The following is an 18,233-nucleotide window of genomic DNA, read 5'->3' as shown; positions in this document are numbered from 1 at the left end:
TAGTAGGTAAAACTCATTTGTTTATTCTCGTTTAACATAAAAAAACCTCTTTCCCTCATCTTTCTTTAGTATACCATAAAAGCATAAAAGAGAGGGACTTTTTCAGCAGCCTCGCTCAGACAGGTGGGGATTTCCCCTGAACGAAAAATTCTGCGCATTAAGAACTGCTAATGCCCTGCAAAGTCACAGGAAAGATCCGGGAAACGAAAGCTCGGGCCGGACAGCGGCAGCCGGAAGTGAAGGCTGAACTGTTCCTGTGTACAGGCGGCGTGGGAATGACGAAAATGTGAGAAAAATAAAACCTGTTTGACATTATTTTGTCATGCCTGTATAATAGTAGTTAGTTTAACGAAATGCAAAAGACCGATATCGCTCTGCGTTCATTCTATGAATTTGGAGTGCAGATGGAAAGAAAATAAGTAAACAAACTATTGAAGAAGGTGAAGATGTGGCAGAAAAAGAGATATCAAAAGCAGTGATTGCGAGGCTGCCAAGATATTACCGGTATCTTGGAGAGCTGATGGAGGACGGGGTGGAGAGAATTTCCTCCAATGACTTAAGCGTCCGTATGAAGGTGACTGCTTCTCAGATCCGCCAGGATCTGAATAATTTTGGAGGATTTGGCCAGCAGGGTTATGGATATAATGTAAAGTATCTGTATACGGAAATTGCGAAGATCCTCGGGATCGACAGACAGCATAACATCGTAATTATCGGTGCGGGTAATTTGGGACAGGCAATTGCCAATTATGCGAATTTTGAGAAGCGGGGCTTCTTAATCAAGGGAATGTTCGATATCAATCCGCGTCTCATCGGGCTTGTTGTGAGAGGAATTGAGATCAGAAGTGTGGATGATCTGGAGCAGTTTGTGAGGGATAATGACGTTCAGATTGCAGCTTTAACGATACCGAAGACAAAGGCGCCGGAGATTGCCGACCGTCTTGTGAGCGCCGGGATCAAGGCGATCTGGAATTTCGCCCATACGGATCTGGTCGTGCCGGATGACGTGGTGGTGGAGAACGTACACCTTTCCGAGAGCCTGATGCGCTTATCCTATAAGGTTTGCAGCATGCAGGACAAGGCTGAGGAAGAAAAGGCGGAGCGGGAAAAAGGCAAATCTGCCAAAGCAGATGCGGCAAAGAAATCATAAGCTTTGATCCGATGCCTTTTGATCCATTTCATTTGTGAAATGAGTGCCGGCAGGCAAAGGGGAAATTCTTCTTTGCCTGCCGGCAGTTTTGTATTATAATAGAGAAAATGCAGAGATGACTGTTAGTCGGAAAGGCGAATGGGTATGAGATATCTGGTATCGGGAAGCCAGATGAAGGAAGTGGACAGCTACACCATCCAGTCCATAGGAATCCCTTCACTGGTGCTTATGGAGCAGGCGGCCGCGGCCGTTGTGCGTGAAGTGCAGAAAAAGGCGGAAAAAAAGGACCGCATCTGGGCAGTCTGCGGGACCGGGAATAATGGGGCGGACGGCATTGCAGCCGCCAGGCTCCTCCATCTAAAAGGCTACACCGTGATCGTGATTCTGGCAGGTACCAAGGAGAACGGAACGGACGAGTACAGGAAACAGCTGGCCATTGCGGAGCGGCTTGGCGTAAATCTGATTGAATACAGCGATTTTATACCGGGCCGCTGTGAACTTGTAATCGATGCCGTATTTGGCGTAGGGCTGTCCCGGGAGGTGAGTGGGGTGTACCGTGACTTACTGGCCACACTTTCCGGCTGCGGGGCGTCCTGGGTGGTGGCTGTGGATATCCCCTCCGGAATTCACGCCGATACCGGTGAGATCATGGGGACTGCCTTAAAAGCTGATGTGACGGTGACCTTCGGCTATGAGAAGCTGGGAACGCTTCTGTATCCGGGGCGCGCCTACAGCGGAACCGTCGTGGTGGCCGATATCGGCTTTCCCCCTGTCAGCTTAGAACGGCTGAGTCCGGAGCTGTTTACCTTTGAACCGGCCGATATCCGTATGATTCCGGCCCGGCCCGCATATTCCAATAAGGGAACCTTTGGCCGCGTCCTGATTGCCGCAGGGTCAAAAAACATGAGCGGAGCCGCCTGGCTCAGCGCTATGGCCGCGTACCGGATGGGAGCCGGCCTGGTGAAGATCTTTACGGTGGAGGAAAACCGGGCTGTTCTTCAGACGTCGCTTCCGGAGGCGATCATCACTACTTACGATCCGGAGGAGGCACAGGCGTCCACAGTGCGTTTCCAGACACTTCTGGAGGCTCAGTGTGAATGGGCCAGCGTCATCGTTCTCGGCCCTGGAATCGGCCAGGAGCCGTATACGAGAAACCTGGTGGAGACGGTACTGGCTAATGCCTATGTCCCCATCATCCTCGACGCAGACGGCCTGAACACCATTGCGGCGTTTCCTGAACTGACCAATTATTTTACCGAAAATATCATAGTGACACCCCACCTTGGCGAGATGGCGAAGCTGACAGGCAGTCCGGTGGAGGACATCAGGCGGCGCCTGATCCCTGCTGCGAGAGAATATGCGGATCGATACGGAATTACCTGTGTACTGAAAGACGCGGTAACCGTAGCGGCCTTAAAAGATCAGCGTACCTACATCAATACCAGCGGCAACAGTGCCATGGCGAAGGCAGGAGCGGGAGACGTCCTGACAGGAATCATAGCAGGACTCCTGGCGCTCGGCATGGAAGAATCGGACGCCGCAGCCATGGGCGTCTACTTACACGGGCGGGCGGGCGATCTTGTCAGGCTTCAGTCAGGAGAGCACGGCCTTCTGGCCCGGGAACTGACGGAGGCGCTGGCAGACATCTTAAAAGAGACAGAATAATCTGAAGGAAGTATAGAGAAATGGAACGATACAGCAGAGTTTATGAGACGGTAAATCTGGACGCCATCAGACAGAATATGGAAGCCATGAGGGCCAATTTAAAAGAAGGAACCGGGATGATTGGCGTGGTAAAGGCGGATGGATACGGTCATGGCTCAGTACCGGTGGCGTGTGCCATCGACCCATACGTAAGCGGATACGCGACAGCCACCCCGGAGGAGGCAGTCATATTGAGAAGACACGGCATTACAAAGCCCATTCTCATCCTGGGAGTGAGTCCGGAGAGCAGCTATGAGGATCTGATCCGGTATGAACTCCGGCCGGCCGTATTCCGTTATGAAAGCGCAGCTCGTCTCTCAGAACTTTCAGTGAAGGCAGGAAAAATATCTCCCATCCACATCGCCCTGGATACAGGCATGAGCCGGATCGGCTATCCGGTAACCGCCGCTGCCGCCGATGAGACGGTGCGGATCAGCCGTCTTCCAGGAATCCGCATCGAGGGGCTCTTCACCCATTTTGCCAGGGCGGATGAGAGGGACAAAGGCGCCACGGCCCGTCAGATGGAGCTGTTTACGGAGTTCATCTCCATGCTTACGGAGCGCGGCATCACAATCCCGGTTCTGCACTGTTCCAACAGTGCAGGAATTCTGGAGCTGCCGCAGGCTAATTTCAATGCAGTCCGCGCGGGAATCTCCATATACGGTCTCTATCCGTCGGATGAGGTAGAAAAAGAGCCGGTCCATCTGACTCCGGCCATGGAGTTAAAGAGCACCATAAGCTATTTAAAGACGATCGCGCCGGGAACACCGGTCAGTTACGGAGGCACCTTTACAGCGGAGCGGGAAACAGCCATTGCGACCATTCCGGTAGGCTACGGAGACGGCTATCCGCGTTCCTTATCAGGACGTGGGGATGTTCTGATCCGCGGCCGCCGTGCAAGAATCCTGGGCCGTGTCTGCATGGACCAGCTGATGGTCGACGCGACAGAGATACCCGAAGCGGAAGAGGGTGACGAAGTCACCCTGATCGGGAAAGACGGGGACGAAGAGATCACGGTTGAGGAGCTGGCCTGCATCGGCGGCGGTTTCCACTATGAAATACTCTGTGACATCGGAAAACGTGTCCCCAGAGTCTACATAGAAGACGGAAAAGTGGTAGGAAAAAAAGATTATTTCGATGATATTTACGAAGGTTTCGGAAAGTAATCAGAAAAGGAAGTGAAGGGACGAATAACGCAATCCATGTCCGTATCATATCATAAACTATGCGGCAAAAGAACTTGAGCGAACAACTTAAGTGAATACACGAGTCAAAAAAGGTCAATAATAGACTTAAATCAATTGACGGAGTGTGAGAAAGTGATAATCAGACGTGGAGACATATTTTATGCAGACCTAAGACCGGTAGTAGGCTCCGAGCAGGGCGGAATCCGGCCGGTCCTCATCATACAGAACGACATAGGAAACAAGCACAGCCCCACCGTCATCTGCGCAGCAATCACGTCCCGGATGAACAAGGCAAAACTCCCCACACATGTCGAACTGGATACCAGAAGATGTGACATGATAAAAGATTCAGTCATTCTGTTAGAGCAATTAAGGACCATAGACAAGCAGAGACTAAAAGAGAAGATCTGTCATATAGACGAAGAACTTCAGGAAAAAGTGGACTATGCGTTAAAAGTCAGTTTGGAACTGGATACATAGTTCGAGCGTGCGAAAGAAGCAAATCAGGAAACAAGCGTAAGTACTTGACAAATGGGGGGGAGGGGGGTATCATTTTTCATAGCTACGAGCAGGGCAGCCATACAGATGGAAGGGGCAGGGGTCAAGCTCGCTTGTCCCCTGCCCCTTCCATCTGTATGGCTATGCGGCGACAGCCGCGAAGCCCTGAGCCGCAGCGCGGTTCAGGGCTTCCCCTGCGGATGCAAAAGCACCCAAACAAACTAATCAACAAACAGACAGACCAACCAAGCCCCCCTCTTCACCCCCACCAATGACAATCAATAAAAGGAGTAGAACAAAACAATGGACGATGGCAACCCGCTTCCCAGCGTGGCAATATTTTTACTATTCATCCTGTTAGACGCCATATTTTACGGATTTGGCGCTGCAATTCAGAACGTCAACACGAGTGACTTAGAGCATCAGATGGAAGAAGGCAGTGATAAGGCAAGAAAGCTGCTACATATCGTTAACAGGCCGACCCGGTTTGTAAACACGATACAGGTATCGACCAACATCATAGGCATTATCACCGGCGCCTTTATCTTAGAGCAGCTGGGCGGCCGTCTGACCCTGATTCTGGACGGTCGGGCCACTCTTTCGGCACCGTGGCTTTCCGTCTTAAGCCTTCTGATCGTAGGAATTCTCTTAATTGTGCTGCTCATCAGCTTTGGCATTGTGATTCCAAAACGCTGTGCAGCCCAGAATCCGGAGAAATGGGGTTATCACATGCTTCCGGTCGTCACTTTTTTCATGGTTCCGCTGATGCCGTTTACCTGGCTTATCAATGCTGTGGCATTTCTGTTCCTGAAGCTCATCGGCATCGATATGATGTCAGATAATGAGAATGTGACAGAAGAAGACATTATGTCCATGGTCAATGAAGGCCATGAGCAGGGCGTCTTAGAGGCCAGAGAGGCGGAGATGATCACCAATATTTTTGAACTGGACGATAAGGACGCCGGTGATATCATGACCCACCGGAAAAATCTGGTGGCTCTGGATGGTTCCATGACTCTCCGTGAGGCTGTAAACTTCATTCTGAAGGAAGGCTACAATTCCAGATATCCGGTGTATGAAAAAGATATTGACGATATCACCGGCATCCTTCACATGAAGGATGCGCTCATAGCTGCGGAAAACGGCAGTAATGCGATGGTCCCGATCTGTGAGATCGATGGTCTTCTGCGGGAAGCTCATTTCATACCTGAGACGAGAAACATTGATTCGCTTTTCAAGGAGATGCAGTCCCAGAAGATTCATATGGTTATCGTGGTCGACGAATACGGGCAGACAGCCGGCATTGTCACCATGGAGGACATTCTGGAAGAGATCGTCGGAAGCATTATGGATGAATACGACGTAGATGAAGAATTTATTGCCCAGGCAGAAGACGGTTCTTATATCATCAGCGGCATGGCACCTTTGGATGAGGTTGCCAAAACTCTGGATATCGAATTCGAGGAGGATGATTACGATTCCTACGACACCATCAACGGGTTCCTGATCTCGAGACTGGACCGCATTCCGCAGGAAGGCGAGCAGACGGAGGTGGAGTACCAGGGATACGGTTTCAAAATTCTCCAGGTGGAGAACAAGATGATTCATACCATCCGTGTACAGAAGCTTGTTCCTCCGCCGGATACCCCGCCAGGGCCGGAAAATGGCGGGGAAAGCCCGGCAGACAGCGAAAATTCCTTGCCAGATTAGCAGAATGGTGTTAAAATGGAAAAGATGCTGATTTTTAGAGTTTTTAGGACGAAGAAGATAAAGGAAAAGGAGTGTTATAAATAATGTCAGGACATTCAAAGTTCGCAAATATCAAACACAAAAAAGAGAGAAATGATGCTGCAAAAGGCAAAGTTTTCACCGTAATCGGAAGAGAGATTGCAGTAGCAGTGAAAGAAGGCGGACCGGACCCTGCAAATAACAGCAAGCTGCGCGATGTCATTGCAAAAGCCAAAGCCAACAATATGCCGAACGATACGATTGACCGCGGAATTAAGAAGGCGGCCGGCGATGCGAACGCTGTGAATTATGAGACCATTACATATGAAGGATATGGTCCAAACGGAGTAGCAATTATTGTTGATACCTTAACCGACAACAAAAACCGGACGGCAGCCAATGTGAGAAGCGCCTTTACAAAAGGCGGCGGCAACGTAGGAACGCCGGGCTGTGTATCTTATATGTTCGATAAAAAGGGCCAGATCATCATCGATAAGGAAGAGTGTGAGATGGACCCGGATGAACTGATGATGATGGCTCTGGATGCGGGAGCCGAAGATTTCTCCGAGGAGGAGGACAGTTACGAGGTGATTACGGCACCGGAGGATTTCAGTGCGGTGCGTGAAGCGCTGGAAGCGGCCGGAATTCCGATGGTGGAGGCCGACGTAACCATGATCCCGCAGACTTGGGTAGAACTGACCGATGAGGAATCGATTAAAAAGATGAACCGTACTCTCGACCTTCTGGACGAGGATGACGACGTTCAGGCCACCTATCACAACTGGGATGAATAATATTAAAATGAGAAGCCGGCTTAAGAAAATAATACTTTCTGAGCCGGTTTTTTGTATAAAAAAGAAGGCGAATGCAAATTGAAGGAAGACCAACCGCCACAGGCAGATGATTTCACTGGAAACACATAACGAGAAGAATGTGGCGTTTTACCGGCAATTTGGATTTAAGGTGTTTGGGGTGATGGAGAAGCATTTTGATTTGAAGCAGTATGGTATGATTCGGGAAGTGTGAGAAGAAAGCCGGCAGCCTCCCTTCCGTCCTTTCTCCGGAATCATACACTAATACAGATAGTACGCCAGCGTCTCCGTAAATTCAAATCCCAGTTTCCGATACAGCTGAAGCGCCGGCCCGTTGTCTCCGCTAACCTGCAGCATGACACGGCTGAAAGGAAAATATTCCGGTTCTGTTTTGGCCATGCGGTTTAATTCACCGATGAGCGCGGCGGCGGCACGGCCTCCGATGCCCTGGTTCCGAAGCTTCTCATGAATTTCGAAGTCGTAAAAGTAAACAGTGTCATTTTGGAATATAAGATGAAAAGAGCCGACCGGCCTACTGTTTTCACTGATCACATACCGTTTATCTCCGCTGTCAGTTGAGAGCGCCGGTGAGAACTCTACGGAGTGGCTTTCACTGCCGGACTGCGGCGCGGGCAGGCGCAGTTCCATCATGTGTTCCCGGTTTAAAAACTCCGCTTCGAGGGCGTCCAGCGTCTTTTTCGTGTCAGGGCAGGAGTCATCAGCCAGGAAAAGAAGATCACATTCGCCGGACTCTTTTAACAGTTCTTCAAGCAGCAGGGAGAAATGACCGCGGCCCCGGTGGGACGGGAGTGTGAATGCGCTGCAGCTGCATGTCTCAAATTCGTTAAAAAATGCAGAAAATGCGGATAAGAGTGTTTCTTCGTCGTATAATAGAAAGAAAAGACATCCGTCTTCTGTGGGAAAGGTAAGTGAAGTATGGTCGTGTAACCGGCATGCGGTTTCAAGGGCCTGTAAGTCTTTCAGCTGCTGTTGATCCAAATGCTCTGTGCGTATGATTTTCATGGCGTTCTCCCTTTTGTTTTTCGGAGGAAATTATCGGCACTGCGCTGCGCAATTAACAGTGAATAGAGCACCTGACGCAGATATCAGGCACTCTATTCACCATGAATTACGCAGCACAGTACTGTGTCTACAGTATAGTACAAGAAACCATGTGATTTCAATCAAATATTTTCCATATTGCTGATTGTTTCTTTGAAATATGGGTGATAGAATAAAACCAGTGGATATAGTGGAGGGATTATTTTGAAAAAGAGAGATGAGATACCGGTTTGTGATACCTGGAACCTGGCGGACATTCTGCCATCCGACGAAGCCTGGGAAGCGCTGTTTCTTGAAACAGAGAGAGAGCTGGCCGGCTATGAGGAGTTTGAAGGGCATCTGGCTGAATCGGGCGAGATGCTGTTTCGGTGTTTGAAGTTTGATGAAGAGATATCGTTAAAGATTGAGAGACTGTTTGTATACGGAAGAGAGAAGTCTGATGAAGACACGGCGAAAGCGAAGTATCAGGATTTTTATGCAAGAGCCCAGGCGCTCTCCTATAAAGCGGCGGGACTCTCATCTTTTATCGTACCGGAGATTCTGGCCATGGATGAACAGGCTCTCGGCAGATTCCGGAGTACGGTAAAAGAACTGGACCGGTACAGCCGGACGTTTGAGGTCATTATGAAGAAGAAGGCCCATACGCTCTCCGCAGGTATGGAAGAGCTTCTTGCAAAATCCATGGAAGCGACCCAGAGTTCTTCCGATATTTTTAACATGTTTAATAATGCGGATGCGAAATTTCCGTCTATCACAGACAGTGAGGGGAAGGAAATTCCTGTGACCCATGGTACGTATATTCCGCTGATGGAGAACCGGGACCGCCGGGTGCGAAAAGCTGCTTTTCAGTCGATGTACAGCGTTTACGGCCAGTTTGCCAATACACTGGCGGCCACGTTCGCGGCAAACGTAAAGCAGGCTTCTTTTTATGCGAAAGCCAGAAATTACGGTTCCAGCCGGGCATATTATCTGTCAGAAAACGAGATACCAGAAAGCGTCTATGACAATCTGACGGAAGCGATTCAGGAGGGGCTGCCGCTTCTCCATGAATACGTCTCGGTCAGAAAAAAGGTGCTGGGACTCGATGAGATACACATGTACGATTTATATACGCCGATGGTGGAACACGATGACAGGAAGATTCCTTATGAAGAGGCAAAGGAAACCGTGAAAAAGGGCCTGGCCCCGCTGGGGGATAAGTATCTGGCTCTTCTGCAGGAAGGCTTCGATCACCGCTGGATCGATGTCTATGAAAATGAAGGCAAGCGAAGCGGCGCGTACTCCTGGGGGGTCTACGGGACGCATCCGTATGTGCTGCTCAACTACAGCGGTACACTGGACAGCGTCTTCACCCTGGCACATGAGATGGGACACTCCCTGCACTCCTGGTTTTCCGATCAGGCGCTGCCCTATGTGGACGCGGGATACAAGATTTTCGTCGCGGAAGTAGCGTCTACGTGTAATGAGGCGCTGCTGAACCGTTACCTGCTGGCGGTGACGGAGGATAAGAAGGAGCGGGCGTATCTTTTGAACCATTTCATGGAGAGCTTCCGTGGAACGGTGTTCCGTCAGACCATGTTTGCGGAGTTTGAGGCTGAGACTCACAGAAGGAGTGAGGCCGGAGAACCGCTGACGGCGGAGCTGCTCTGCAGGCTGTATCATGAACTTAATGAAAAATATTTCGGACCGGAGATGGTGGTCGACCGCGAGATTGATTATGAGTGGGCGAGAATTCCTCACTTCTATACGCCGTTTTACGTTTATCAGTATGCAACGGGCTTTTCGGCGGCCATGGCGATCAGCAGCAGGATTCTGGCTGGTGATGAGCAGGCACTGGAAGGCTACTTCAAATTCTTAAGCGGCGGCAATTCCATGCCTCCGATCGAGCTCCTGAAGCTGTGCGGTGTGGATATGTCTACCGGCCAGCCGGTAAAGGAAGCGCTGGCCGTATTTAAGGAACTGCTGGAGGAGTTTAAATCGCTGTAGTGAAAAGAGGGGAGCAGGGATGAATCTGTATCAGATGATCTTCAAGAGAAGATCCATTCGAAAATTTAAATATGAAGCGGTACCGGAGCAGCTTATAAAGGATGTCCTGGCGTTTGCAGACCGTGTGGCCACACTCTGCCCGGAGATTTCCACAAAGATGGAGATTAAGGAAAATATAGGGAAGGATCTTCCTGTAAAGGGTCTCTGGAAGGTGGAAGCACCATATTATCTGGTGTTTTATTCGGAAGAGAAGGATGGCTGGATGATGAATGCAGGATACGTTCTGGAGCCTGTTCTTCTGTATATGACCGGCAAGGGACTGGGAACGTGCTACTTAGGCAGTACCAGGATTCCCGGACCGGAGCCTGCCGGGATGAAGACGGCCGTTGCCGTGGCGTTCGGATATCCCAGATCCCTGCTGTACCGTGATCCGGCTACGGCAAAACGCCTTCCGTTAAAAGAACTCTGCGTGTTCAAGGATGAGATCGGCGAACCGCTGAAGAATATCCTGAAGGCTGTTCGGCTGGCACCTTCGGCCATGAATACGCAGCCGTGGCGCTTTATCGTTTACCACGACAGAATCTATATTTTCTCCTGCAGGGAATTTCTTCCTTCCCAGACCATGGTGGCGATGAGGGATTTGAGTATGGGAATCATGCTGTCCCATCTGTCCATCGCGGCGGAAGAACTGTGGCTGAATTTAAAGATCGAAGTAGAAGAACAGATGGTAAAGAAGTCTTATAAGAGCGGTGCCTATGTGGCGACAGCTTTTCTGCTGGAATAAGGAGTGTCCGTGTCCAACTCACGGGCCGGGGTGGAATCCCTGATAAAAATTGAAACGTGAAGATAAAAAAGGGGACAGCCCCCTTCGGAAATTCCGCTGTCTGCAGAAACGGCAGGCGGTCCGGTCCGGTGGGCTGTCCTCTTTTTGGTATCATAGAATATGGTTGATCCCGGTAAGGAAAGCGGGAATATGTGTTATTCGATGGTGATGTAGTGGTTTTCCTCGATCTGCTTCGGAGCTTCCTTCGGAACGGTCAGCTTTAAGATGCCATTGTCGAAGGCCGCCTTAATATCTTCCTGGCGCAGCTGGGAACCAACATAGAAGCTTCTCTTGCAGGAGCCGCTGTAGCGTTCCTTGCGGATAAAGTTTTTGTTCTCACTGTCTTCGGAAGAGCCTGACGCCTCGGCGTAGATGGTCAGATAGCCATCCTTTAATTCAGCACGCACGTTCTCCTTCTTGTATCCGGGAAGTTCCACGTCAATGATATAATTGGTTCCGTCATCTTCAATATCAGTTCTCATAAGCGTTGTTCTGTTCTGTACAGAGTCGTTAAAAAATGGATCATTGAAAAATTCATCGAATAAATTATTTCTTCTGGATAATAACATAGGTTCTTCCTCCTTATTTATCTGCACCGCGTTTGATGCGGTGTTGTTGTTTGATTTGTTCTAGGTGTAATATAACACAAATTGTTAGCACTGTCAATAGGCGAGTGCTAATTTTCTTCAATTGAATTTTCACGGCTTAAATGCGGCGGGTAACGGCGAGAAAGACGCTTGAAACAGCCCCCTACTTATGATAGAATTGGTAAGAATAGAGAAAATGTGAGGAACGAAGGAGGAGACTATGATTAATCAGTTGATTCAGAAGATTCAAGAAACAAAGGCCCCCATCTGTGTTGGACTGGATCCGATGCTTGGATATATACCGGAGCATGTGACGAGAAAGGCATTCGATGAGTTTGGTGAGACGCTGGAAGGTGCCGCAGAGGCGATCTGGCAGTTTAATAAAGAAATCGTGGATCAAGTCTGTGACATTATTCCATCAGTTAAGCCGCAGATCGCCATGTATGAGCAGTTCGGCATCGAAGGGCTTAAGATATATAAGAGAACGGTTGATTACTGTCAGGAGAAGGGACTTCTCGTGATTGGCGATGCGAAGAGAGGGGATATCGGTTCTACCTCCGCCGCGTATGCTACGGCACATATCGGCCATGTGAAAGTGGGCGGCAGCATTCTGACCGGCTTTGGCACCGATTTTCTGACTGTCAATCCGTATCTCGGCACGGATGGAGTGAAGCCGTTTGTCGATGTGTGCAAAGAGGAGGACAGAGGACTCTTCGTACTGGTAAAGACCTCCAATCCTTCCAGCGGTGAATTCCAGGATCAGCTGATCGGCGGAAGGCCGCTGTACGAGCTGGTAGCAGACAAGGTAGTGGAATGGGGCGCGGACTGTATGGACGGCGCTTACAGCAACGTCGGAGCCGTAGTGGGAGCAACCTATCCGGAGATGAGCCGGATCTTAAGAAAACTGATGCCGAATACGTACTTCCTGGTACCGGGATACGGTGCGCAGGGCGGAACGGCTGAAGACCTTAAGTACTGTTTCAATGAAGACGGACTCGGTGCAATCGTCAACTCCTCCAGAGGCATCATCGCCGCATATAAGCAGGAGAAATACGCGAAGTTTGGCGCAGAGCATTTCGGTGAAGCCTCCAGACAGGCGGTCATCGATATGGTTTCCGATATCAACAGCGTACTGTAGGAGGAATCATGGCTCAGAGAAAAGTAACAGCCTTTGTGGACCGTCAGGAAAGGCTGACAGAAGATGTGTACAGCATGTGGATCCGGGAGGAGGAGATGGCTGCCCAGGCAAAGCCGGGACAGTTTATTTCTGTGTATACAAAGGACGGAGCAAAACTGCTTCCGCGCCCGATCAGCATCTGTGAGACGAGTAAAGAAACCGGTATGCTGCGGATCGTATACAGGACCGTTGGAGCGGGAACGGAAGAATTTTCCCGTTACCAGGCGGGCGATCCCGTCGATATCATGGGACCTCTCGGCAATGGATTCCCGCTGGAGGAAGCTGCAGAAGGAAAGACCGCTTTTTTGATCGGCGGAGGAATCGGAATTCCTCCCATGCTGGAACTGGCGAAGCAGCTACGCTGTAAAAAAGAAGTGATTTTAGGATATCGCGACGTTCTGTTTCTAAATGAGGAATTTGCTCCTTACGGGGATGTGGTTCTTGCAACAGAAGACGGCAGCGCCGGTACAAAGGGCAATGTCATTGACGCGATCAGAGAACACGGGTTAAAGGCGGATGTAATCTTTGCATGCGGCCCTACGCCGATGCTGCGCGCGTTAAAAGAATTTGCCGCTTCAGAGAACATCACCTGTTTTCTGTCTCTTGAGGAGAAGATGGCATGCGGAATCGGAGCGTGTCTGGCCTGTGTCTGCAAAACAAAGAACGTGGATGAACATTCTCATGTTCACAATGCAAGAATCTGTAAAGACGGGCCGGTATTTCGGGCAGAGGAGGTGGAACTCTGATGAATATGAAGGTGAACTTAGCCGGTGTGGAACTGAAAAATCCGGTCATGACGGCATCCGGTACCTTTGGGTCCGGAGCAGAATACGGTGAGATGGTGGATTTAAACGGTTTAGGAGCGGTTGTGACCAAGGGGGTGGCCAATGTGCCGTGGCCCGGCAATCCGACGCCCAGAATCGCGGAGACGTACGGCGGCATGATCAATGCGATCGGTCTGCAGAATCCGGGAATTGAAGTATTTTCAAAGCGGGATATTCCGTTTTTAAGGCAGTATGACACGAAGATTATCGTTAATGTCTGCGGCAGAACCACGGAGGATTATGTGGAAGTGGTGGAACGCCTCGGGGATGAACCGGTGGATATGCTGGAAATCAATATTTCGTGCCCCAATGTGAAGGAAGGCGGCATCGCCTTCGGACAGGATCCGAAAGCAGTGGAGGCCATCACCAGAGAGGTAAAGAAACATGCGAAGCAGCCGGTTATCATGAAGCTGAGCCCCAATGTAACGGATATCACCGTCATGGCGAAGGCGGCAGAGGCGGGCGGCGCCGATGTGATCTCTCTGATCAATACGCTGACAGGCATGAAGATCGATATAAACCGCAGAACCTTTGCAGTGGCCAATAAGACGGGCGGATTATCCGGCCCGGCAGTGAAGCCGGTTGCGGTCCGCATGGTGTATCAGGCGGCGAACGCCGTGAAGATTCCCATCATCGGCATGGGCGGCATTATGAATGCAGAGGATGCGCTGGAGTTTATTCTGGCGGGAGCCACGGCAGTTTCCGTGGGAACGGCCAACTTCCATAACCCATATGCTACAGCTGAGGTTGTAAGCGGAATCGAAAATTATATGAAGAAGTACAACATAGAAGATATCAATGAGTTAGTCGGAGCCGTTCGGTAAGAAGCCCGATTTCAGGAGGGACGATAAGATGGAACAGTATAAGCAGGAATTTATAGAGTTTATGGTAGACAGCAACGTGCTGAAGTTTGGAGATTTTACGTTAAAGAGCGGAAGAAAGTCTCCATTTTTTATGAATGCAGGAGCCTATGTGACAGGAGCACAGCTTAAGAAGCTGGGTGAGTATTATGCGAAAGCCATCCATGATAATTTCGGGGACGAGTTTGATGTGCTGTTTGGACCGGCATACAAGGGAATTCCGTTAAGCGTGGCGACCACCATCGCTTACCATGAATTATATGGGAAAGAGATCAGATACTGTTCGAACCGGAAGGAAGCAAAGGACCACGGAGACGCAGGAATTCTTCTGGGCAGTCCGATTCAGGACGGTGACCGCGTGGTGATTATCGAGGATGTGACCACATCCGGCAAGTCGATTGAAGAGACATTTCCGATTATCAAGGCTCAGGGAGATGTGACGATTCTCGGTCTGATGGTTTCCTTAAACCGTATGGAAAAGGGAAAAGGGGATAAGAGTGCTCTCGACGAGATTCATGAAAAGTATGGTTTCCATGCAAAAGCCATCGTTACCATGGCAGAAGTTATCGAATATCTGTATAATAAAGAATATAACGGAAAGATTATGATTGATGATACTTTAAAGGCGGCGATTGACGCCTATTACGAAATCTACGGCGTAAAGTAAGGAGAGCTGAATATGGAGAGAGTTTATAAGACCATGAGAAATGCAGGCGCGCTTAATATTGTAATCGGCATTATTATTACAGTGGCAGGCTTAAGTGTCGGCATCATGTCTATCATCAATGGTGCTGTTCTGCTTAAGAGAAAATCCGAGATTACGTTTTAAATGGGGCATTTATGATAAAAAATACAACAAAACGACAGAAGCTGGGTTGGGTGATTTTCATCGTTTACCTGATTTTTTTGGCGTACTTCCTGTTCTTCTCCGAGGACTTTGGACGGGGAAGCCATCTGCAGGAGGAGTACGCCTATAATCTGGTGCCGTTCAAGGAGATCAGGCGTTTTATTGTGTACTGGCACGTGGTAGGAATCCGGTCGTTTTTGCTGAATATTGTGGGCAATGTTGTTGGATTTATGCCATTTGGATTTTTTCTTCCGGTCATCAGCCGCAGGAGCCGTCACTGGTATAACACCGTGCTGTTAAGTTTTCTGTTCAGCCTCTGTATCGAGACGGTGCAGCTGATATGGAAGGTGGGCAGCTTCGACGTGGACGATATGATTCTCAACACCCTTGGCGGATTACTCGGCTTTGTGTTCTACAAAATTGTACAGACGATACGAGTGAGGAGGAAGCGGCGTGCAGCAGCAGAAAAAAGTATCCTATATTAGGAAACCATTTGCAAGGAGAAGCTTTATGGCCATCGGGCTTGCCGCCGCCGCATTGATTCTCGCGGTCATCGGTGTGGCAAGCTCGGTCATGACGGCAGGGAACGCAGAGCTGAATGTGGCGGCGGTTTGTTTCTGCAGCTTTTTAATTGCCATTGTTTCCCTGATTTATGGAGCGCTTTCTTTTTTGGAAAAGGAGAAAAAGTACATACTGTCCAAGATAGGGATGGCTGTCAGCGGCCTTCTGATTATCATATGGACGGTTCTGATTATCATTGGATTTGGAGGATGACGATGAAGTATTGTGACAGATTCAAAGAAGAAAATGAGAGCGTGATGGAGCGGTTCCAGCTTTCCATGGAACGGCTTCAGGCCATAGAGAGTGAGGAGACGGTGGAAGAACCGTACCGCTCTTATTTCCGGAAGATGGCGTCATTTATTGGAATGATCGGAGCGTATCGCGAGCAGCTGGAAGGCGGACTGCTGGAGAATGCCTCTCTGGAAGAACTGAAAGCCTGGAATCACAGGCTCTATGAGGACATTCTCCCTCAGAACTACGAAACCAGCTATGGAAATCCACAGTATGCAGTCTCTGCTCTGGGAGAGGAGTATGGACAGCTTTTTTCCTATCTCTATAAGGAAATCCGGGGCGGGATTCTTTTTGCTGCGGAGAACAGGCTGACGGATATCACTATTTTAAATGAGACAGTGATTGAGATCTATAATATGTTCGAGGAGACAGTGCCTACAGCCGCCCGTGTAAAGGATGTGCTCTATTGGTTTGTCAGCGATTACTGCGATTATACGGTGACTTACCGCATCAGAGAAGGGGTGGATCCTGCTCTGACCTTTGCAAAGGATATCATCATGGACAGCGATTTAAACGACCTGCGGTATTTATACCGGTTTGGCGATTATATCTCCGAGTCCGAGCTGCTGGTGGCACAGTTTATGAATTCGCTTCCGGAGGAGACGGTGCAGCTTATGGCGGATACGTACACGGAGGGCTACCGGAAGGGCTTTGAAGTGATGGGACGCGATCTGTCGAAAAAGAGCGCGGTGCAGATCCGGTATGAGCTGGGCTTTGAGCGCATGGTGAAGGCGGCAATCCGGAATTTCCGTGAGATGGGGCTGGATACGATTCTTTCCCGCTCCGCGGTGTGGTCTGTGAATCAGAAGGCAGGAAGGAAGGTGGGCTATTACGGCACGCCTGCCAACCGTCAGTATGAGTACGATCACCGCTACGACGAGGCGATTTATTTAAACAAGGCGTTTACCGACAGGAAGGCTTCCGTTCTGCGGGTGGCCTATGAGCAGTATAAAAAAGAGGCCGCAGCCTATGCGGGGCCGGCTGTAATTGAGACCTTTGGGCAGGAGGGCTTCCAGCCTGTTAATAAGAAGGAGGCAAACCGTCTGGATGGCAGACAGGAGAAGCTGAGTGCAAAGGCAGCCAATGAGGCAGCGGTGATTACCAATGAGTATATTCCCGGTGATGAAACAAGCTTTACGATCATCGCATTCCCGGTGCCGGAGATCGGCCGCGGCAGTCACGGTGAATGGGACGCAGAGAGTGCCGGTGAGCGTTTCAAAAAGATATTCGAGGAGACTATCGCGATCAACACGCTGGACTATGAAAAGTATAAGACGATTCAGCAGACGATCATCGATGCACTGGATGAGGCGGAATACGTGGAAGTGAAGGGAAAGGGAGACAACCGGACCGATTTGCGCGTGAGCCTGCATGAACTGGGAGACAGGGAAAAAGAGACGAATTTTGAAAACTGTGTGGCGGATGTCAACATTCCGCTGGGCGAGGTATTTACGTCCCCGAAGCTATGCGGTACGCAGGGAACGCTGTTTGTGGGAACCGTGTATATCGGTGATTTTCAGTTTAAGAATCTCTCCATGACATTTGAGGAAGGAATGATCAAAGCGTATTCCTGCGATAATTTTGAAGATCCAAACGAGGGCAGGGCGCTGGTAAAACAGATGATACTGAAGAACCACGACACGCTTCCCATGGGCGAGTTTGCCATCGGAACCAATACGACGGCGTACGCCATGGCCGAACGGTATGGGATTCTCGACAAGCTTCCGATTCTGATCGTGGAGAAGATGGGACCGCATTTTGCGGTTGGCGATACGTGCTACAGCTGGGCCGAGGACAGCGCCGTGTATAATCCGAACGGCAAGGAAATCATTGCAAGAGACAATGAGATTTCCATTCTGAGGAAGGAAGATTTGTCGAAGGCATATTTCAGCTGCCATACGGATATCACGATCCCTTATTCGGAACTGGATACGATCGATGCGGTGAGAGCGGATGGCAGCAGGATTTCGATCATCGCTGACGGGCGGTTTGTGCTTCCTGGTGTCGGGGAGCTGAATGTCCCGCTGGATAAGGAACAGGGAAAGCCGGATAATAAATAAGAAGCAGAATAGAAAAACAGAATGTGCCGGGAAGGTGATACGGGGCGGCACATTCTGTTTTCTTTTTTGTTTTCTG

General features: G+C 49.8%; 18 protein-coding genes and 1 pseudogene. 17 read left to right on the top strand and 2 right to left on the bottom strand.

The features are described 5' to 3' along the window. The first annotated feature begins 448 nt into the window (after positions 1-448). From NE473_RS06815 to NE473_RS06785, 7 genes and pseudogenes are all read left to right on the top strand, one after another. On the top strand, positions 449-1,150 hold the full coding sequence (locus NE473_RS06815; protein ID WP_006772082.1) for a redox-sensing transcriptional repressor Rex: 702 nt from the start codon (positions 449-451) through the stop codon (positions 1,148-1,150). Between the two features lie 144 nt (positions 1,151-1,294). Next, positions 1,295-2,815 (top strand): bifunctional ADP-dependent NAD(P)H-hydrate dehydratase/NAD(P)H-hydrate epimerase, encoded by a 1,521-nt coding sequence (locus tag NE473_RS06810; RefSeq protein WP_055652096.1) that lies wholly within the window; start codon positions 1,295-1,297, stop codon positions 2,813-2,815. Positions 2,816-2,835: 20 nt separating this feature from the next. Continuing rightward, positions 2,836-4,020, top strand: coding sequence for an alanine racemase (alr, locus tag NE473_RS06805; RefSeq protein WP_055652095.1), 1,185 nt, complete (start codon positions 2,836-2,838; stop codon positions 4,018-4,020). Positions 4,021-4,173: 153 nt separating this feature from the next. Next, positions 4,174-4,521 (top strand): type II toxin-antitoxin system PemK/MazF family toxin, encoded by a 348-nt coding sequence (locus NE473_RS06800; RefSeq protein ID WP_022032008.1) that lies wholly within the window; start codon positions 4,174-4,176, stop codon positions 4,519-4,521. Positions 4,522-4,842: 321 nt separating this feature from the next. Then, a complete protein-coding gene (locus tag NE473_RS06795; RefSeq protein WP_055652094.1) occupies positions 4,843-6,249 on the top strand; it encodes a hemolysin family protein in 1,407 nt (468 codons plus the stop codon). A gap of 83 nt (positions 6,250-6,332) precedes the next feature. Further along, positions 6,333-7,061 (top strand): YebC/PmpR family DNA-binding transcriptional regulator, encoded by a 729-nt coding sequence (locus NE473_RS06790; RefSeq protein WP_006772076.1) that lies wholly within the window; start codon positions 6,333-6,335, stop codon positions 7,059-7,061. 97 nt (positions 7,062-7,158) lie between these two features. After that, a pseudogene (locus NE473_RS06785) lies at positions 7,159-7,293 on the top strand (N-acetyltransferase); the annotation flags it as partial. A 47-nt stretch (positions 7,294-7,340) separates the two neighbouring features. On the opposite strand, the gene NE473_RS06780 reads toward NE473_RS06785, so the two are convergent. Beyond that, positions 7,341-8,102 carry a GNAT family N-acetyltransferase gene (locus NE473_RS06780; protein WP_055652093.1) on the bottom strand — a complete coding sequence of 254 codons (762 nt, stop codon included), beginning with the start codon at positions 8,100-8,102 and terminating at the stop codon, positions 7,341-7,343. 243 nt (positions 8,103-8,345) lie between these two features. Between NE473_RS06780 and pepF the strand changes: the two genes are divergently transcribed. Both pepF and NE473_RS06770 read left to right on the top strand, forming a co-directional pair. Beyond that, complete coding sequence (gene pepF / locus NE473_RS06775; protein ID WP_055652092.1) at positions 8,346-10,127, top strand: oligoendopeptidase F; 1,782 nt, start codon at positions 8,346-8,348, stop codon at positions 10,125-10,127. 19 nt (positions 10,128-10,146) lie between these two features. Continuing rightward, positions 10,147-10,911, top strand: a complete 765-nt coding sequence (locus NE473_RS06770) for a nitroreductase family protein (protein ID WP_022032005.1) — start codon at positions 10,147-10,149, stop codon at positions 10,909-10,911. 194 nt (positions 10,912-11,105) lie between these two features. On the opposite strand, the gene NE473_RS06765 is transcribed toward NE473_RS06770, so the two are convergent. Then, on the bottom strand, positions 11,106-11,519 hold the full coding sequence (locus NE473_RS06765; RefSeq protein ID WP_022032004.1) for an Hsp20/alpha crystallin family protein: 414 nt from the start codon (positions 11,517-11,519) through the stop codon (positions 11,106-11,108). 238 nt (positions 11,520-11,757) lie between these two features. Between NE473_RS06765 and pyrF the strand changes: the two genes are divergently transcribed. The 8 genes from pyrF to NE473_RS06725 are packed head-to-tail and all read left to right on the top strand — an operon-like array spanning position 11,758 to position 18,157. Further along, the gene (gene pyrF, locus NE473_RS06760; protein WP_055652091.1) at positions 11,758-12,675 is read left to right on the top strand and encodes an orotidine-5'-phosphate decarboxylase; all 918 of its coding nucleotides are present in this window, start codon (positions 11,758-11,760) and stop codon (positions 12,673-12,675) included. An 8-nt stretch (positions 12,676-12,683) separates the two neighbouring features. Next, on the top strand, positions 12,684-13,460 hold the full coding sequence (locus NE473_RS06755) for a dihydroorotate dehydrogenase electron transfer subunit (RefSeq protein WP_055652090.1): 777 nt from the start codon (positions 12,684-12,686) through the stop codon (positions 13,458-13,460). Further along, a complete protein-coding gene (locus tag NE473_RS06750) occupies positions 13,460-14,362 on the top strand; it encodes a dihydroorotate dehydrogenase (RefSeq protein WP_055652089.1) in 903 nt (300 codons plus the stop codon). Before NE473_RS06755 ends, NE473_RS06750 begins: the two co-directional genes overlap by 1 nt. 28 nt (positions 14,363-14,390) lie before the next feature. Beyond that, the gene (gene pyrE, locus NE473_RS06745; RefSeq protein WP_022032000.1) at positions 14,391-15,065 is read left to right on the top strand and encodes an orotate phosphoribosyltransferase; all 675 of its coding nucleotides are present in this window, start codon (positions 14,391-14,393) and stop codon (positions 15,063-15,065) included. A gap of 12 nt (positions 15,066-15,077) precedes the next feature. Further along, the gene (locus tag NE473_RS06740) at positions 15,078-15,227 is read left to right on the top strand and encodes a hypothetical protein (RefSeq protein ID WP_002600276.1); all 150 of its coding nucleotides are present in this window, start codon (positions 15,078-15,080) and stop codon (positions 15,225-15,227) included. A gap of 11 nt (positions 15,228-15,238) precedes the next feature. Continuing rightward, positions 15,239-15,730: a VanZ family protein gene (locus NE473_RS06735; protein WP_006772056.1), complete on the top strand. Its 492-nt coding sequence runs from the start codon at positions 15,239-15,241 to the stop codon at positions 15,728-15,730. Next, positions 15,699-16,019, top strand: a complete 321-nt coding sequence (locus NE473_RS06730) for a DUF6142 family protein (RefSeq protein WP_242866255.1) — start codon at positions 15,699-15,701, stop codon at positions 16,017-16,019. Before NE473_RS06735 ends, NE473_RS06730 begins: the two co-directional genes overlap by 32 nt. A 2-nt stretch (positions 16,020-16,021) precedes the next feature. Next, complete coding sequence (locus tag NE473_RS06725; protein ID WP_055652087.1) at positions 16,022-18,157, top strand: aminopeptidase; 2,136 nt, start codon at positions 16,022-16,024, stop codon at positions 18,155-18,157. Positions 18,158-18,233: the final 76 nt, after the last annotated feature.

The sequence above is a fragment of the Hungatella sp. SL.1.14 genome (assembly GCF_024460495.1).
GTDB classification, from domain to species: domain Bacteria; phylum Bacillota; class Clostridia; order Lachnospirales; family Lachnospiraceae; genus Hungatella; species Hungatella hathewayi.
Note: the sequence above shows the minus strand (reverse complement) of the source record. Positions and strands in the feature narration are given on the sequence as shown.

Excerpts from the sequence above, each read along its gene's own strand:
- NE473_RS06810 (WP_055652096.1), top strand. The coding sequence starts at position 1,295 with ATGAGATATCTGGTATCGGGAAGCCAGATGAAGGAAGTGGACAGCTAC.
- alr (WP_055652095.1), top strand. The coding sequence starts at position 2,836 with ATGGAACGATACAGCAGAGTTTATGAGACGGTAAATCTGGACGCCATC.
- NE473_RS06795 (WP_055652094.1), top strand. The coding sequence starts at position 4,843 with ATGGACGATGGCAACCCGCTTCCCAGCGTGGCAATATTTTTACTATTC.
- NE473_RS06790 (WP_006772076.1), top strand. The coding sequence starts at position 6,333 with ATGTCAGGACATTCAAAGTTCGCAAATATCAAACACAAAAAAGAGAGA.
- NE473_RS06780 (WP_055652093.1), bottom strand. The coding sequence starts at position 8,102 with ATGAAAATCATACGCACAGAGCATTTGGATCAACAGCAGCTGAAAGAC.
- NE473_RS06770 (WP_022032005.1), top strand. The coding sequence starts at position 10,147 with ATGAATCTGTATCAGATGATCTTCAAGAGAAGATCCATTCGAAAATTT.
- NE473_RS06765 (WP_022032004.1), bottom strand. The coding sequence starts at position 11,519 with ATGTTATTATCCAGAAGAAATAATTTATTCGATGAATTTTTCAATGAT.
- pyrF (WP_055652091.1), top strand. The coding sequence starts at position 11,758 with ATGATTAATCAGTTGATTCAGAAGATTCAAGAAACAAAGGCCCCCATC.
- NE473_RS06755 (WP_055652090.1), top strand. The coding sequence starts at position 12,684 with ATGGCTCAGAGAAAAGTAACAGCCTTTGTGGACCGTCAGGAAAGGCTG.
- NE473_RS06750 (WP_055652089.1), top strand. The coding sequence starts at position 13,460 with ATGAATATGAAGGTGAACTTAGCCGGTGTGGAACTGAAAAATCCGGTC.
- pyrE (WP_022032000.1), top strand. The coding sequence starts at position 14,391 with ATGGAACAGTATAAGCAGGAATTTATAGAGTTTATGGTAGACAGCAAC.
- NE473_RS06740 (WP_002600276.1), top strand. The coding sequence starts at position 15,078 with ATGGAGAGAGTTTATAAGACCATGAGAAATGCAGGCGCGCTTAATATT.
- NE473_RS06735 (WP_006772056.1), top strand. The coding sequence starts at position 15,239 with ATGATAAAAAATACAACAAAACGACAGAAGCTGGGTTGGGTGATTTTC.
- NE473_RS06725 (WP_055652087.1), top strand. The coding sequence starts at position 16,022 with ATGAAGTATTGTGACAGATTCAAAGAAGAAAATGAGAGCGTGATGGAG.